General features: G+C 66.8%; 15 protein-coding genes and 1 tRNA gene. 6 read left to right on the forward strand and 10 right to left on the reverse strand.

Going from position 1 to position 13902, the window contains the following annotated elements:
• The first annotated feature begins 181 nt into the window (after positions 1-181).
• Positions 182-826 (forward strand): maleylacetoacetate isomerase, encoded by a 645-nt coding sequence (gene maiA / locus ABIC51_RS23000; RefSeq protein ID WP_060084181.1) that lies wholly within the window; start codon positions 182-184, stop codon positions 824-826.
• Positions 827-909: 83 nt separating this feature from the next.
• On the opposite strand, the gene ftsY is transcribed toward maiA, so the two are convergent.
• Positions 910-2064 (reverse strand): signal recognition particle-docking protein FtsY, encoded by a 1155-nt coding sequence (gene ftsY, locus ABIC51_RS23005; protein ID WP_021163045.1) that lies wholly within the window; start codon positions 2062-2064, stop codon positions 910-912.
• A 216-nt stretch (positions 2065-2280) separates the two neighbouring features.
• Between ftsY and rsmD the strand changes: the two genes are divergently transcribed.
• From rsmD to ABIC51_RS23020, 3 genes are all read left to right on the forward strand, one after another.
• On the forward strand, positions 2281-2895 hold the full coding sequence (gene rsmD, locus ABIC51_RS23010) for a 16S rRNA (guanine(966)-N(2))-methyltransferase RsmD (protein WP_175898159.1): 615 nt from the start codon (positions 2281-2283) through the stop codon (positions 2893-2895).
• 111 nt (positions 2896-3006) lie between these two features.
• Positions 3007-3504, forward strand: a complete 498-nt coding sequence (gene coaD, locus ABIC51_RS23015; protein WP_021163047.1) for a pantetheine-phosphate adenylyltransferase — start codon at positions 3007-3009, stop codon at positions 3502-3504.
• Between the two features lie 59 nt (positions 3505-3563).
• A complete protein-coding gene (locus ABIC51_RS23020; RefSeq protein ID WP_006477774.1) occupies positions 3564-3830 on the forward strand; it encodes a YfhL family 4Fe-4S dicluster ferredoxin in 267 nt (88 codons plus the stop codon).
• 84 nt (positions 3831-3914) lie between these two features.
• Here the strand turns inward: ABIC51_RS23020 and hisC are convergent, their stop codons facing one another.
• The 8 genes from hisC to ABIC51_RS23060 form a co-directional block, all read right to left on the reverse strand.
• Positions 3915-4982 (reverse strand): histidinol-phosphate transaminase, encoded by a 1068-nt coding sequence (gene hisC, locus ABIC51_RS23025; RefSeq protein WP_136471194.1) that lies wholly within the window; start codon positions 4980-4982, stop codon positions 3915-3917.
• Between the two features lie 115 nt (positions 4983-5097).
• Positions 5098-5697: an aminoacyl-tRNA hydrolase gene (gene pth / locus ABIC51_RS23030; protein WP_021163050.1), complete on the reverse strand. Its 600-nt coding sequence runs from the start codon at positions 5695-5697 to the stop codon at positions 5098-5100.
• A gap of 122 nt (positions 5698-5819) precedes the next feature.
• Positions 5820-6425: a 50S ribosomal protein L25/general stress protein Ctc gene (locus ABIC51_RS23035; RefSeq protein WP_027789095.1), complete on the reverse strand. Its 606-nt coding sequence runs from the start codon at positions 6423-6425 to the stop codon at positions 5820-5822.
• Between the two features lie 161 nt (positions 6426-6586).
• On the reverse strand, positions 6587-7549 hold the full coding sequence (locus ABIC51_RS23040) for a ribose-phosphate pyrophosphokinase (protein WP_027789096.1): 963 nt from the start codon (positions 7547-7549) through the stop codon (positions 6587-6589).
• Between the two features lie 45 nt (positions 7550-7594).
• Positions 7595-7671 (reverse strand) — tRNA-Gln (locus tag ABIC51_RS23045).
• A gap of 55 nt (positions 7672-7726) precedes the next feature.
• Positions 7727-8608, reverse strand: a complete 882-nt coding sequence (gene ispE / locus ABIC51_RS23050) for a 4-(cytidine 5'-diphospho)-2-C-methyl-D-erythritol kinase (RefSeq protein ID WP_027789097.1) — start codon at positions 8606-8608, stop codon at positions 7727-7729.
• Between the two features lie 25 nt (positions 8609-8633).
• The gene (gene lolB / locus ABIC51_RS23055) at positions 8634-9254 is read right to left on the reverse strand and encodes a lipoprotein insertase outer membrane protein LolB (RefSeq protein ID WP_146253664.1); all 621 of its coding nucleotides are present in this window, start codon (positions 9252-9254) and stop codon (positions 8634-8636) included.
• Positions 9254-11077, reverse strand: a complete 1824-nt coding sequence (locus ABIC51_RS23060) for a tetratricopeptide repeat protein (protein ID WP_027789099.1) — start codon at positions 11075-11077, stop codon at positions 9254-9256. Before ABIC51_RS23060 ends, lolB begins: the two co-directional genes overlap by 1 nt.
• A gap of 86 nt (positions 11078-11163) precedes the next feature.
• On the opposite strand from ABIC51_RS23060, the gene mutM reads away from it, so the two are divergent.
• Both mutM and mutY read left to right on the forward strand, forming a co-directional pair.
• A complete protein-coding gene (mutM, locus tag ABIC51_RS23065) occupies positions 11164-11991 on the forward strand; it encodes a bifunctional DNA-formamidopyrimidine glycosylase/DNA-(apurinic or apyrimidinic site) lyase (protein WP_059688686.1) in 828 nt (275 codons plus the stop codon).
• Positions 11992-12029: 38 nt separating this feature from the next.
• On the forward strand, positions 12030-13136 hold the full coding sequence (gene mutY / locus ABIC51_RS23070) for an A/G-specific adenine glycosylase (protein WP_027789101.1): 1107 nt from the start codon (positions 12030-12032) through the stop codon (positions 13134-13136).
• A 107-nt stretch (positions 13137-13243) separates the two neighbouring features.
• Here mutY and ABIC51_RS23075 read toward each other — a convergent pair whose 3' ends face one another.
• Positions 13244-13879, reverse strand: coding sequence for an LON peptidase substrate-binding domain-containing protein (locus ABIC51_RS23075; protein ID WP_027789102.1), 636 nt, complete (start codon positions 13877-13879; stop codon positions 13244-13246).
• Positions 13880-13902: the final 23 nt, after the last annotated feature.

Consider the following 13902-nt stretch of genomic DNA (forward strand, 5'->3'; position numbering starts at 1 on the left):
GGGCGGCCGGCATCGGGCCGCGCTGTGAGCGGTGAGGAATGCCCGAGTATCGCACGGGCGCGGACGACGCAAGCAAGGGGGGCGCATCGCGGCGCGCTACACTCTGCTTCCCGGCGGTGCGCGCGCCGGCTGCGCCGCGCCCGTGCCGTTGCCGGCCGAATACGACTACGAGAGACATCCCATGAAGCTTTACAGCTATTTCCGCAGTTCCGCGTCGTACCGCGTGCGGATCGCCCTGAACCTGAAGCAGCTGCCGTTCGACTATGTTCCCGTGCACATGCTGCGTGACGGCGGCGAGCAACTGAAGGACGCGTACCGCGCGCTGAATCCGGACGCGGTCGTGCCGACGCTGACCGACGGCGACGCGACGCTGCAGCAGTCGCTCGCGATCATCGAATATCTCGAGGAAACCCATCCGGAACCGGCGCTGCTGCCGAAGCAGCCGGTCGATCGCGCCTATGTGCGTGCGGTCGCGCTGCAGATCGCGTGCGAAATCCATCCGCTCAACAACCTGCGCGTGCTGAAGTACCTGAAGCACACGCTGAAGGTGCCCGAAGAGGCGAAGAACGCGTGGTACCGGCACTGGATCGAGGCGGGCTTCGAATCGCTCGAGACCCGTCTCGCGAGCGATCCGCGCACCGGCAAGCTGTGTTTCGGCGACACGCCGACACTCGCCGACGTGTGCCTCGTGCCGCAGGTGTTCAACGCGAACCGCTTCTCGATCGACACGACGCGCTATCCGACGATCCAGCGGATCGTCGACCATGCGTCGACGCTCGATGCGTTCAAGGCCGCCGAGCCCGGCGCGCAGCCCGACGCCGAATGAGCGCGGTGCGCCCGGCATGCATGACCGGGCGCGCATGAAAAAGGGCGCCCGAAGGCGCCCCGTGCGATGCGTGCCGGCGGTGTTCAGCCGAGCAGCGCGTCCGCGAATTCGACCGCGCTGAACGGCTGCAGATCCTCGACCTTCTCGCCGACGCCGATGAAGTAGACCGGCACCGGGCGCTGCCGCGCGATCGCGGCGAGAATCCCGCCCTTCGCGGTGCCGTCGAGCTTCGTGACGATGAGGCCGGTGAGGCCGAGCGCGTCGTCGAATGCCTTGACCTGCGTGAGCGCGTTCTGGCCGGTGTTCGCGTCGATCACCAGCAGCACTTCGTGCGGCGCGCCGTCGTGCGCCTTCGAGATCACGCGCTTCACCTTCTTCAGCTCCTCCATCAGGTGGAGCTGCGTCGGCAGGCGGCCGGCCGTGTCGGCCATCATCACGTCGATCTTGCGCGCGCGCGCGGCGCTGACCGCGTCGAAGATCACCGCGGCCGGATCGCCGCTTTCCTGCTGCACGACCGTCACGTTGTTGCGCTCGCCCCAGACCGCCAGCTGTTCGCGCGCGGCCGCGCGGAACGTGTCGCCCGCGGCCAGCAGCACCGACTGGTCGAAGCTCTGCAGATGCTTTGCGAGCTTGCCGATGCTGGTCGTCTTGCCCGCACCGTTCACGCCGGTGATCATCATCACGAGCGGCTGCGCGCGGCCGAGCATCAGCGACTTCTCGAGCGGCGTCAGCAACTCGACGAGCAGGTCGTGCAGCGCGGCCTTCACCTGCTGCGGGTCGGTCAGGCGGCCCGCGCGCACCTTTTCACGTAGCGCGCCGAGCAGGTACTCGGTCGCGTCGACGCCCGCGTCGGACATCAGCAGCGCGGTTTCGAGCTCCTCGTACAGATCCTCGTCGATCTTCGTGTTGACGAAGACGCCGGTGATGCTCGAGCCCGTCTTGGCGAGCCCCGTTTTCAGGCGGGCGAGCCACGATTTCTTCGCGGTGGCGTCCTGCAGCGGCGGCGGAACGATTTCGACCGTCTCGACGACTTCGTCGCGCCCGTCGTTGGTCGGCGTGACCGTCATCACGACGGCCGGCGCGGCCGGTTGCGCGGGCGCTTGCGGCACCTCGGCCGCAGGCGGGGCCTCGACCGCGGGCGCATCGGACGGTTCGTCCGTTTGCTGCGCGTCGGCCGATTGCGATTCCGCCGGATCGGGCTCCTGCGTTTTCTTGAATCGTTTGAAGAAGCTGAACATGGTCTGACGTCGGGAAGAGGGCGGGCCGCCGCCGGAAGCGGGGCACCGGACGGGCCGTCCTGCGTTCGCGCGGGCGCGGCGCACGGCGGCCGAAACCGTGCATTTTATCAGTGCGGCGTGGCGCTCGCGTCAGTGCGCGCCGCCGCTGTGGTAACGTGCGCCTGTTTGGCGGTGCGCCCCTGCGCGCGCCCGGTCCCTCCGTCGTCGATATTCCGTATGTCCCGTTCCTCTTCCGGCCGCTCGGCGGCCCCCTCCAGCCGCGGCAAGCCGCACACGATCCGTATCATCGGCGGTGACTGGAAACGCACGCCGCTCGCGGTGCTCGATCTCGACGGCCTGCGGCCGACGCCCGATCGCGTGCGCGAAACGCTGTTCAACTGGCTCGGCCAGGATCTCGAAGGCCGGCGCTGCCTCGACCTGTTCGCGGGCACGGGCGCGCTCGGTTTCGAGGCCGCGTCGCGCGGCGCGGCGAGCGTCGTGATGGTCGAGCGCCACCCGCGCGCCGCGCAGCAACTGCGTGCGATCAAGGACAAGCTCGGCGCGCGTGCGGTCGAGGTCGCGGAGGCGGACGCGTTGCGGCTCGCGGCCGGGCTCACGCCGGGCGCGTTCGACGTCGTGTTTCTCGATCCGCCGTTCGGCGAACCGGCTGTGCTCGATCGCGCGGTCGCGCTGGCGGCGCCGCTCGTCGCGGCGGGCGGCGCGCTGTACGTCGAAACGGGGGCGGAACTCGACCCGGCCGCGCACGATGCGCTCGCGGGCTGGGAGGTGGTGAAGCACGGCAAGGCCGGTGCGGTTCACTATCATTTGCTGCGGCGCGAAAATGATGAATAATGCGCGTTCCATACGAGGCGGCGCGCTGCAAAGGCGACGCATGCCCATCTCGGCAGTCGCGTGCGCATGGCACCGCTGCCATCCCGTTTGCGTGATGACAGGAGGAGCGACATGGTAGTCGCCGTGTATCCCGGTACGTTCGATCCGCTGACGCGCGGGCACGAAGACCTCGTGCGGCGTGCGTCGAGCATTTTTGATACGCTGGTGGTCGGTGTGGCCGACAGCCGCGCGAAAAAGCCGTTCTTCTCGCTGGAAGAACGTCTGACGATTGCGAACGAGGTGCTCGGCCATTACCCGAACGTGAAGGTGATGAGTTTCACCGGCCTCCTGAAGGACTTCGTCCGCACCAACAACGCACGGGTGATCGTGCGCGGCCTGCGAGCCGTGTCCGATTTCGAATATGAGTTCCAGATGGCGGGGATGAACCGCTATCTGTTGCCCGACGTCGAGACGATGTTCATGACGCCGTCCGACCAGTACCAGTTCATCTCGGGCACGATCGTGCGTGAAATCGCGCAGTTGGGCGGTGATGTCAGCAAGTTCGTGTTCCCGTCCGTCGAGAAGTGGCTGACCGAGAAAGTGACGGCGATGGGAGGCCCTGCCGCGTGACGCGGCGCCGGCCGGTTTCGTCGCGAAGCCGGCCGCCGGCCTGAAGAAGTGAGATCAGTATGGCTTTGATGATTACCGACGAGTGCATCAATTGCGACGTGTGCGAGCCCGAGTGCCCGAACGGCGCGATTTCGATGGGCCCGGACATCTACGTGATCGACCCGAACAAGTGCACCGAGTGCGTCGGCCATTTCGACGAACCGCAGTGCCAGCAGGTGTGTCCGGTCGAATGCATTCCGCGCGATCCGCAGCATGACGAATCGCACGCGCAATTGATGGAGAAGTACCACGCGTTGATCGCCGTGAAAGGCGACGACGCGTCGTGACCCCGCGGTGACGCGCGCGCCCGGGTTCTTCGGCACGCATGTCACGCATCCGGATCGGCGCCGCCTGGCGCCGGTTCCTTCATGTCAGGCCAGCAGCTCGCGCAACGCCGCGACGAGCGCATCGCATTCGGCATCGGTGCCGACGGTGATGCGCAGGTGCTGGTCGATTCGCGGCAGCCCGAAGTGCCGCACGAAAATTTCCCGTTCCTTCAGTTTGGCCGCGATGGCGCCCGCGTCGTGCGCGGGATGGCGCGCGAACACGAAATTCGCGGCCGACGGCACGACGTCGAAGCCGAGCGTGTCGAGCGCGTGCGTGAGCCGCGTCCGGCTGTCGATCACGCGCCGGCAGGTTGCGCTGAAATAATCGGTGTCTTCGTACGCCGCCTGCGCGGCGACTTGCGCGAGCCGGTCGAGCGGGTACGAGTTGAAGCTGTCCTTCACGCGGTTCAGCGCGTCGATCAGCGCGGCATCGCCGAATGCGAAACCGACGCGCATGCCCGCGAGCGAGCGCGCCTTCGACGTCGTGTGCACGACGAGCAGGTTCGGGTAGCGGTCGATCAGCGCAATCGCGGACTGCGCGCCGAAGTCGACATAGGCTTCGTCGATCACGACGACCGACGACGGATTCGCGGCCGCGATCCGCTCGACATCCGCGAGCGGCAGCGCGCGCCCGGTCGGCGCGTTCGGGTTCGGAAACAGCACGCCGCCGGCGTCGTCGAGATAGTCGTCGACGCGGATCGAGAAGTCATCCGCGAGCGGCACGACCGTCGTCTCGACGCCGTACAGGCGTGCATAGGTCGGATAGAAGCTGTACGTGATGTCGGGGAAGCGCAGCGGCCGGTCGTGCTTGAGCAGCGCCTGGAATGCGTGCGCGAGCACCTCGTCGGAGCCGTTGCCGACGAACACCTGCTCGGGCTGGATGCGGTGATGGGCCGCGACCGTCTCGCGCAGCGCGCGTGCAACCGGGTCCGGATAGCGGCGCAGCGTGTCGCCGGTCGCGCCGAGTTCGCGCGCGATCGCCGCGACGACGCGCGGCGACGGCGGATAGGGATTCTCGTTGGTGTTCAGCTTGACCGGGTGTGCGAGCGCGGGCTGCTCGCCCGGCACGTAAGGCACGAGTTGCTGAACGACGTCGCTCCAGTAACGGCTCACCGCTTGGCTCCTGTCGAGCAAAGCGACCAGATTACCGCAAGTATGCGCAGGATGGGGCGGGCGGGGGCGCCCGGCGACGCCGGACGGCGCGATGGATCGTCGCCGGGCGCTGCGGTCAGTTGCGATGCAGTTGCATCGTCGCGCGGTCAAGTTCGCCCTTGACGACCATCGGCATCACGGCGAGCGCGCGCTCGATCGACGCGTCGATTACGTCCTGTTCCTCGCGGCGCGGCGGCTTCAGCACGAAGTTCGCGACATCGGGTTTCGCGCCGGCGCGGGCGCTTTCCGGAATCAGGTCGCGCGGATGACCGATGCCGATCCGCAGCCGCCAGTACTGTTGCGACGACAGGTGTGCGGTGATGTCCTTCAGGCCGTTGTGGCCGCCGCTGCCGCCGCCGAGCTTCAGCTTCACGGTGCCGGGCGGCAGGTCGAGCTCGTCGTGTGCGACGAGGATCTGGTCGGGCAGGATCTTGAAGAACTGCGCGAGCGCGACGACCGACTGGCCGGAGCGGTTCATGTAGGTTTGCGGCTCGAGCAGGTGGACTTCCTCACCGTGCAGGCGCGCTTTCGCGTAGAAGCCATGGAAGCGGCGTTCGTCGCGCAGCGTCGCGCCTGCTTCGCGGGCGAGCTGGTCGATCAGCCAGAAGCCGGCGTTGTGGCGCGTCGCGGTGTATTCCGCCCCGGGATTGCCGAGGCCGACGATCAATTTGATCATGACGTTTCGAAGGCGGCAGCCGCCGCCTGGGCGCAGAAAAAGAAAAACCCGCCGGGCAAGCCGCGGCGGGTTGCGTCGACCGTTTCGTGAAACGGATCGATGAGAGGCGCGTAGGCGGCCGCTTAGGCAGCCGGCGTTTCGCCTTCGGCTGCGTCCGACACGGCACCAGCCGGGACCGTCGCCGACGCGACAACCGGGTTTTCCGCGTCGACGTGCGCGACCAGCGCGACGCCCTTCGGCAGTGCGATGTCCTTCGCGTGCAGCGATTGACCGGCTTCGATCTTCGACAGGTCGACTTCGAGGAACTCCGGCAGGTCAGCCGGCAGGCACTCGATTTCGATTTCCGTCGCGACGTGCGAAACGACCGCGCTCGACAGCTTCACGGCCGGGCTGATTTCGGCGTTCAGGAAGTGCAGCGGAGCCTTCGTGTGCAGCTTCTTCTTCGCGTCAACGCGCTGGAAGTCCACGTGCAGCACCAGTTGCTTGAACGGGTGGTATTGCACGTCGCGCAGCAGAACCTGTTGCGACTGGCCAGCCACTTCGAGGTCGAGGATCGACGAGTGGAAAGCTTCCTTCTTCAGGGCGTGCCACAGGGCGTTGTGATCGAGTTCGATCTTTTGCGGGGCTGCTTCGCCACCGTAAACGATACCCGTGGTCTTACCGGCGTTGCGCAGGCGGCGGCTCGCACCCGTACCTTGCTGTTGGCGCTCGAAAGCGACGACTTTCATATGATTCTCCAATGGCTGCCCGCGACCAGGCAGTAAAACGGGGCCGTCAAATGTCGGCCCCCGATGAAGCGGACGGGGTTTCGTCTATCCCGTCCGATTGTGCAAAAAGCGAAGCGTTGCCGCTTCGCTTTCTGCGCATACTTTGTTCAGTCGATTCGCGATCAGGATTCCGCGAACAGCGACATCACCGAATCGCCGCGGCGGATCCGCGAGAACGTTTCGGCCAGCAGGCTCGCGCTCGTCAGTGCACGGATCTTCGAGCAGCCGAGCGATTCGGCGGACAGCGGGATCGTGTCGGTGACCACCAGCTCGTCGAGTGCCGACGCGGCGATGCGATCACCCGCGCCACCCGACAGCACCGGGTGCGTCGCGTAGGCGAAAACCTGTTTCGCGCCGCGCTCCTTCAGCACTTGCGCGGCCTTGCAGAGCGTGCCTGCCGTATCGACCATGTCGTCCATGATCACGCAGGTGCGGCCTTCGACTTCACCGATGATGTTCATCACTTCGGAGACGTTCGCCTTCGGGCGGCGCTTGTCGATGATCGCGAGATCGCAGTTGAGCTGCTTCGCGAGTGCCCGGGCACGCACCACGCCGCCGACGTCCGGCGACACGACGAGCAGATCCGGGTAGTTCTGCTTTCGCAGGTCACCCAGCAGGATCGGCGTTGCGTAGATGTTGTCGACCGGGATGTCGAAGAAGCCTTGAATCTGGTCGGCGTGCAGATCCATCGTGATGATCCGCTCGACGCCGGCGATTTCCAGCATGTTCGCGACGACCTTCGCCGAGATCGCAACACGCGCCGAACGCGGGCGGCGATCCTGACGGGCGTAGCCGAAGTAGGGGATGGCTGCAGTGATCCGGCCGGCGGATGCGCGCTTGAGCGCATCGACCATGATCATCAGTTCCATCAGGTTGTCGTTCGTCGGTGCGCACGTGGATTGCAGGACGAAGACGTCCTTGCCGCGCACGTTTTCCTGGATCTCGACCTGGATCTCGCCGTCGGAGAAACGGCTGACCATTGCTTTGCCGAGGGGGATACCAAGGATATTGACGACTTCCTGGGCGAGCGCGGGATTCGCGTTGCCAGTAAAGACCATCAGGCCATCATGGCTGTGGCTGCTCATCGTGCACCTGCTTCAGGCTTGGGCGGGAAATGCGGGAAAATTTTTTGGCAGGGGAGGAAGGACTCGAACCCTCGCATGCCGGAATCAAAATCCGGTGCCTTGACCAACTTGGCGACTCCCCTACACTTAACTGACTGCTTTACCGAACTCGTGTAGGCCGTTCGGCAAAGTAAAACTTCATGACGCGAAAGCGAAGAGCGGATGCTCGTCCAGACTCTCGGCAACTGCACCATTCCAACTGGCGGGCAGCTTGGCTTTCGCCGCTTCTGCCTCGTGCTTGCTGTGAAACGCTGCAAACACGCTTGCTCCGGAGCCGGTCATCCTCGCGGGGGTCAAATCATACAACCATTTAACCGCCTGCGCAACTTCCGCGTACTTCCTTGTTACAACTTCCTGCATGTCGTTCCGGCCGAAGCTATCTGGCCATCCCGCATCGCTGGTTTGCTGTGCAAGAAAGTCAGCAATTGTGACGGGCTTCGTATCTCTTGTCAACAACTCATCTGAAAATATTTCAGCGGTCGGGACATGAACGCTTGGCGTCACAACCAAGAACCAGCGAGTCGGCAATTGTACCTCAGCTAATTCTTCTCCGATACCCTCTGCGAACGCATTTTTTCCAAAAATAAAAAACGGGACGTCTGCGCCGAGTTTGACCGCGAGCGACTGAAGCTCGGCGCGCGGCAGGTCGAGTCGCCACAGGCGGTTCAGTGCGAGCAGCGTCGTTGCGGCGTCGGAGCTGCCGCCGCCAAGGCCGGCCCCCATCGGCAGGCACTTGTCGATCTCGATGTCGACGCCGTGCGCGGTGCCCGTATGTGCTTTCAGCAGGTTGGCTGCGCGCACGACGAGGTCGCTTTCCTCTGGCACGCCGGGCACGTCGGTGGCGCGCGCGACGCGACCGTCGTCGCGCAGCGTGAAATGCAGCGTGTCGCCCCAGTTCAGCAACTGGAACACGCTCTGCAGATCGTGATAGCCGTTCGGGCGGCGGCCGGTGATGTGCAGGAACAGGTTGAGTTTCGCGGGCGCAAGGCAATTGCGCAGCGAGCGGGTCGAATCGGTCATGCGTATGTCTGGGCTGGGCCGGTGCTCACTGGTCGAGCACGAGCTTGATGTCGAGCGGCGGGGTCGCGCGCACGAGGTTGACGCGTTTGACGCCCGTGGCCGGGGCATCCGCGTAGGCAAGGTAGTCGATCGTCCAGCCATCCTGGCGGATCTGCTTGACGCGCGTGCCGTCGGCCGGGTCGCGCACCGTCTCCGCAGGGGTCGCGGGCGCGGCCGTGGGCAGCAGCCAGTAGCGCAGGCCCGCGAGCGGCAGTTCGAAGCCAAGCGTTTTCTGCATCAGGTCGCCGACGTCCGGCGCATATTGCGTCGGACGGTTCGGCAATTCGAGCGATGCCGCCTGCGGCGTCGATTTCACGACCGCGAGCGTCTGGCCGAGCGGGCTGCGCAGCTCGAGCGACACGTTGTCGCCGTGCTCCTGCCAGTCGAAGTTGCCGTACACGTTCTGCTGCTTGCCGAGACGGTCGTCGTACTGCACCGCAAAGCGGCCATGGTAAGCGTGCGCTGCGGCGGTCTGCAGCGGCGCGCCCGTCGGCACGCCGGCCGACGGCGGCGTGCTCGCGCAGCCGGCGAGCGCGAGCGCCGCGCCGGCTGCGGCCAGCGTGCGCTGCGCGCGGGAGGACAGGGAAAACGTCGGGAACATCTGCATCAGAGGCCGTTGATCTGGAGGCGTTTCAGTGTCTGCACGAGCGTGTCGTTGTCCGGCTCGAGCTTCTGCGCGTCACGCCACGCGGAACGCGCGTCGTCCTGCGCGCCGCTCTTCCACAGCACTTCGCCGAGATGCGCGCCGATTTCGGCGTTCGGCTGCAGTTCGTACGCGCGCCGCAGCACCTTCGCCGCACCGGCCGTATCGCCCATCCGGTACTTCACCCAGCCGAGACTGTCCATGATGTAGGCGTCGTTCGGCGCGAGCGTCATCGCCTTGTCGATCAGCTTGCTGGCTTCGGGCAGTCGCTGGTTGCGGTCGGCGAGCGAATAGCCGAGCGCGTTGTACGCCTGCGGATTGTCGGGCTGCGTGCGGATCAGCTCGCGCAGCTGCTTTTCCATCGTCGTGTAATGGCCGGTTTTTTCGGCCGCCATCGCGTAGTCGTAGCGCAGGTCGGGATCGTCCGGGAAGTCCTGGACCGCCTGCCCGAGCCGGGCCTCGGCTTCCGGGTAGCGCTTCGCGGTGAACAGGATCGACGCGTCGGTGCGAGCGACCACGGCGGCATCGCGCGGATCCGTGATCGGCAGGTCGTCGAGCACCTTGCGCGCCTCGTCGGTCTTGCCCTGTTTCTGCAGCAGTTGCGCGCGCGTGATCTGCGCGGGGAGATAGTGCTGGCTCGTCTGGTCGACCTTGTCGAGCCATTGCGACGCCAGCGCGTCGTTGTTCTGGTCGATCGCGATCTGCGCGAGGTAGATGTAGCCCTGGCCGACGTCGAGGTTCGGCTGCTTGTCGCCGAGCTGTACGTACTGCTTCAGGTAGGCGGTGGCTTCGTCGAGCTTCTTCTGCTGGATCTTGATCAGCGCGAGCGCCATCAGCGGCGTCGGATCCTTCGAGTCGAGCTTGCGCATCGTCTCGAACTGCTTCTGCGCGTCGTCGAGGCGATCGTCGGCGAGATAGAGCTGCGACAGCGCGAGCCGCGCATCGCGCGACTTCGGATTCTGCTGAACATACTTCTCGAACGACGCGATGCCCGCCGCGCGTTCCGCAGGCCCCATCTGCGACAGCATCAGGGCCGCCGGCAGGTAGTCGGGGCGGATCTGCAGCGCCTGCTTCAGCGATTGCGCGGCGCCGTCCTTGTCGTCGACCGCAAGCTGCTGGCGCGCGATCGCGAGCTGAGCCTCGGGCCGGTTCAGGTCGTTCTTCAGCATGTCCTTCAGCACCGCGAGGCCGCCGACGCGGTCGGGGCCGCGCACGAGCAGCGCCTGCAGCGCGAGGATCGCCGGGCCGCGCGTCTCGCCGGTCGCCCGGGCCAGCTCGCGCGCGAGCATCGGCTGCGCGTCGGCCGGCTTGCCGGCGAGCACCAGCAGCGCGGCGTCGACTTGCGACGCCCGGTTCGATTCCGGTGCGTACTGGCGCCACAGGTTCGCGGCGGACAGCGCGTCGGCCGGGCTCTGCGCACCGAGCGCGATCTCGGTCGCGCGCTGGGCCATGCGCGGATCGCGCGTGTCGCGGGCAAGCGCGAGGTAGGTCTGGTAGGCCGGCGCGGGCTGGTTGCGCTGGAGCGCGACCTCGGCGGCGAGCACCTGGTAGACGATCTGGCTCGTCAGCGGAACGCCGGGGAGATTCTTCTGCTCGTCCGGCATCACGTGCTCGAACGCGCCCTGCGGTTCCGCGTCGTCCGATGCCGGATCCTGCGCGTGAGCCGGGAAGGCGGTGAGGGTCCAGGCGGCGAACAGCGCGGCGCCGAGCGCACGGCGGACCGGGAAGGCACGCGCGCCGCGCACGGCGGCGGGGCGCTTCAGAAGCAGCTTCGAGGGCAGGGTCATGGAAATCCGTTCGATGTTTCAACCGATTGTAACGCGCTCGCTACAATACACGCACGATCGTGAATCCAGCCTCAGACCCGTAAAACATGCCAGAGTTGCCAGAAGTCGAAGTCACGCGCCGGGGCATCGAGCCCTTTGTCGCAGGCCGCCGCGTCGAGCGAGTCGACGTCCGTACCGAGATGTTGCGCTGGCCCGTGCCGGCAGGGCTCGCCGAGCAGTTGCGCGCGCGCGAGGTGCTCGCCGTCGAGCGTCGCGGCAAGTACCTGCTGTTCGAGGTCGACGCAGGCTGGTTCATCGTCCATCTCGGCATGACGGGCACGCTGCGCGTGCTGCCCGCCGACGGCGTGCCGGTCGCCGCCAAGCATGACCACATCGACTGGATCTTCGACGAATTCGTGCTGCGGTTCCGCGATCCGCGCCGTTTCGGCGCGGTGCTGTGGCACCCGCGCGAAGCAGGCGACGTGCATGCACATCCGCTCCTCGCGAGCCTCGGCGTCGAGCCGTTCTCGCCGGCGTTTACCGGCGCGCTGCTGCACGCGCGCACGCGCGGCCGCACCGTGTCGGTCAAGCAGGCGCTGCTCGCGGGCGACATGGTCGTCGGCGTCGGCAACATCTATGCGTCGGAGAGCCTGTTTCGTGCGGGCATCCGGCCGACGACGGCCGCCGGCAAGGTCTCGCTGCCGCGCTACGAGCGGCTGGCCGACGCGGTGCGCGCGACGCTCGCCGACGCGATCGAGCGTGGCGGCAGCACGTTGCGCGATTTTGTCGGCAGCAACGGCGAAAGCGGCTATTTCCAGCTCGACTGCTTCGTCTACGACCGTGCCGGCCAACCCTGCCGTGTATGCGGCACACCGATTCGCCAGATCGTGCAGGGCCAACGGTCGACTTATTTTTGCCCGACCTGCCAGCGTTGAAACCTCAGCGTTGAAACCTTATTCCCCGATCAGACAACTTGAAGCCGCCCCGCATCGCCCCCGCTCCGTTCCCCGTCACGCCGCTGCATCGCACGTTCGCCACGCGCCTGGTCGCATGGCAGCGCGAGCATGGCCGCCACGACCTGCCGTGGCAGAACACGCGAGATCCGTACCGGATCTGGCTGTCGGAAATCATGCTGCAGCAGACGCAGGTATCGACCGTCATCCCGTATTACACGCGCTTTCTCGAACGCTACCCGGACGTCGCCGCGCTCGCAGCCGCGCCGACCGACGACGTGATGGCGTTGTGGGCGGGGCTCGGTTACTACTCGCGCGCGCGCAATCTGCACCGCTGCGCGCAGGCCGTCGTCGCCGAGCACGGCGGCGCGTTTCCGGCGACGCCCGACGCGTTGGCCGAACTGCCGGGCATCGGCCGTTCGACGGCCGCGGCGATCGCGTCGTTCGCGTACGGCGCGCGCGCGACGATCCTCGATGGCAACGTGAAGCGCGTGCTTGCGCGGGTTTTCGGCGTCGAGGGCTTTCCGGGCGAGAAGCGTGTCGAGAACGACATGTGGGCGCTCGCCGAATCGCTGTTGCCCGACGCCGCGAATGCGGCCGACGTGAGCGCGTACACGCAGGGGCTGATGGATCTCGGTGCGACGCTGTGCGTGCGCGGCAAGCCCGATTGCGCGCGTTGCCCGTTCGCGGGCGATTGCGTTGCGCAATCGACGGGCCGCCAGCGCGAGCTGCCGGCCGCGCGGCCGAAGAAGGCGGTGCCGACACGCAAGACCTGGATGCTCGTGCTGCGCGACGGTGACGCCGTGCTGCTCGAGCGCCGGCCGCCGACCGGCATCTGGGGCGGGCTGTGGAGCCTGCCGCAAGCGGACGGCGACGCCGCGCTCGCGGAACTCGCGCGCGGCTTCGGCGGCGGCGGCACGGTGCCGCTCGCGCCGCTCACGCACACGTTTACGCATTTCCGGCTCGAGATCGAGCCTCGGCTGAGCGACATGGCCGACGGTGGCGGCCTGCCTTCGGGGGCGCGGGATGCGGATACCGCGTGGGTCCCGCTGAGCCGGCTCGACGCGTACGGCGTGCCGGCGCCCGTGCGCAAGCTGCTCGATGCGCTGAGCGGGCCGCTGTTGTAACGAACGGGAAGGGCGCGGCGCGGGCTGCGTTCGGGAACGCGCCGGGATACCGCTTGCGGGAAAGGTCTTCCGGCGGGTGCGACGCGCGACGGAATCGGCCGCGGTAGTTACAGCCAGCCGTGCCGGTCGAGTACGTGGTGCACTGCATCGATGCGCGCGCCGACGTCCGGAAACTCCATCAGCTTCTGCCGCGCGCGCAGGTCGAGCGGCAGCAGTTCCGCGAGGCGGTTCGACACCCAGCTCGGATCGTCGAGGCGGAACGGTTCGCCGAACGGCATTTTCTCCGGATCGGACTTCTTCAGCGCGTTGATGATGCGCTCGAGCACCTCGGCGCACGAGCCGAATTGAGCGAGCGCCTGCTCGCCTTCGAGCGGGATGTCGTCGGGCAGCGGCTCCGCGATGCCGACCAGCAGCCCGTTGCCTTCCACGCGATACGACAGCAGCTCGAAACGCTGCGTGCCGACGGCCTGCAGATAAAGCATGCCGAATTCGCCGGTATCGCACTCGGTGATGCGCGCCATGCAGCCGATGGTCTCGGGCACCGACACGGCGCCGTCCTGCGCGACTTCGGGCCCGCTCTTCAGCAGGCACACACCGAACGGCGCGTTGTCGCGCAGGCACGCGCGGGACATGTCGAGATAACGCGCCTCGAACACCTTGAGCGGGAGCAACCCCCCCGGAAACAGCACCGTGTGCAGCGGAAACAGCGGCAGGTCGATCAGGGTGGTCGATAGGGAGGACATGGCGCGCGGGCGTTGGGGCGTGC

This window comes from Burkholderia sp. 572 (genome assembly GCF_040545135.1).
Taxonomy (GTDB): domain Bacteria; phylum Pseudomonadota; class Gammaproteobacteria; order Burkholderiales; family Burkholderiaceae; genus Burkholderia; species Burkholderia cepacia.

Bases quoted from the DNA above. Each gene is read 5' to 3' on its own strand.
- maiA (WP_060084181.1), top strand. From the start codon at position 182: ATGAAGCTTTACAGCTATTTCCGCAGTTCCGCGTCGTACCGCGTGCGG.
- ftsY (WP_021163045.1), bottom strand. From the start codon at position 2,064: ATGTTCAGCTTCTTCAAACGATTCAAGAAAACGCAGGAGCCCGATCCG.
- rsmD (WP_175898159.1), top strand. From the start codon at position 2,281: ATGTCCCGTTCCTCTTCCGGCCGCTCGGCGGCCCCCTCCAGCCGCGGC.
- coaD (WP_021163047.1), top strand. From the start codon at position 3,007: ATGGTAGTCGCCGTGTATCCCGGTACGTTCGATCCGCTGACGCGCGGG.
- ABIC51_RS23020 (WP_006477774.1), top strand. From the start codon at position 3,564: ATGGCTTTGATGATTACCGACGAGTGCATCAATTGCGACGTGTGCGAG.
- pth (WP_021163050.1), bottom strand. From the start codon at position 5,697: ATGATCAAATTGATCGTCGGCCTCGGCAATCCCGGGGCGGAATACACC.
- ABIC51_RS23035 (WP_027789095.1), bottom strand. From the start codon at position 6,425: ATGAAAGTCGTCGCTTTCGAGCGCCAACAGCAAGGTACGGGTGCGAGC.
- ABIC51_RS23040 (WP_027789096.1), bottom strand. From the start codon at position 7,549: ATGAGCAGCCACAGCCATGATGGCCTGATGGTCTTTACTGGCAACGCG.
- ispE (WP_027789097.1), bottom strand. From the start codon at position 8,608: ATGACCGATTCGACCCGCTCGCTGCGCAATTGCCTTGCGCCCGCGAAA.
- lolB (WP_146253664.1), bottom strand. From the start codon at position 9,254: ATGCAGATGTTCCCGACGTTTTCCCTGTCCTCCCGCGCGCAGCGCACG.
- ABIC51_RS23060 (WP_027789099.1), bottom strand. From the start codon at position 11,077: ATGACCCTGCCCTCGAAGCTGCTTCTGAAGCGCCCCGCCGCCGTGCGC.
- mutM (WP_059688686.1), top strand. From the start codon at position 11,164: ATGCCAGAGTTGCCAGAAGTCGAAGTCACGCGCCGGGGCATCGAGCCC.
- ABIC51_RS23075 (WP_027789102.1), bottom strand. From the start codon at position 13,879: ATGTCCTCCCTATCGACCACCCTGATCGACCTGCCGCTGTTTCCGCTG.